The 530-nt window shown below is 54.5% G+C and carries 2 protein-coding genes; both read left to right on the top strand.

What is annotated here, in order from left to right; genetic code table 11:
* Window positions 1-177: response regulator (locus tag EAY64_RS20085; protein WP_500784354.1), on the top strand; the 177-nt coding region annotated here is incomplete at its 5' end.
* A gap of 36 nt (window positions 178-213) precedes the next feature.
* A partial coding sequence (locus EAY64_RS20080) for a chemotaxis protein CheW (RefSeq protein WP_199734507.1) occupies window positions 214-530 on the top strand: 317 nt, incomplete at its 3' end.

Below are 530 nucleotides of genomic sequence, written 5' to 3'. Positions count from 1 at the left end.
CTGATCAAGAGCGATCCGCGCTTTGCCGGCATCCCGGTGCTGATGCACTCCTCGCTGTCTGGTTCTTCCAACCAGAAGCTGGGCCAGTCCGTAGGCGTCGACGAATATGTTTCGAAATTCGAAGCACAGAAGCTGTCGATGAAGCTGCGTGAAATGCTCAATCTGGCCAAAAACTAAAGCAAACCGGACAGCCATTAGGAAGAGGGAAAAAATATGTCAGCCACAGATGCATCCTTGCTTGCCAGCGTAGATGCCCGTACCAAACTGGCGGGCTCCAACAAGATGGAAATCCTGCTGTTTTCGCTGGGTACCCGCGAAACCTTCGGCATCAATGTATTCAAGGTCAGGGAAGTATCACAAACGCCGGCCATCACCAAAACCCCCAACATGCCGTTCGGGGTGCAGGGCGTGCTGTCCCTGCGCGGCAACATCATTCCGGTCATTTCGCTGGCACGTTTCGTGGGCTCGGAGCAGAGCGGCCGCAAATTCGACACCATGATCGTCACCGAATTCAACAAGAGCACTCAGGC

Origin of the sequence: Aquitalea palustris (assembly GCF_003693445.1) — a bacterium.
GTDB lineage: Bacteria > Pseudomonadota > Gammaproteobacteria > Burkholderiales > Chromobacteriaceae > Aquitalea > Aquitalea palustris.
Note: the sequence above shows the minus strand (reverse complement) of the source record. Positions and strands in the feature narration are given on the sequence as shown.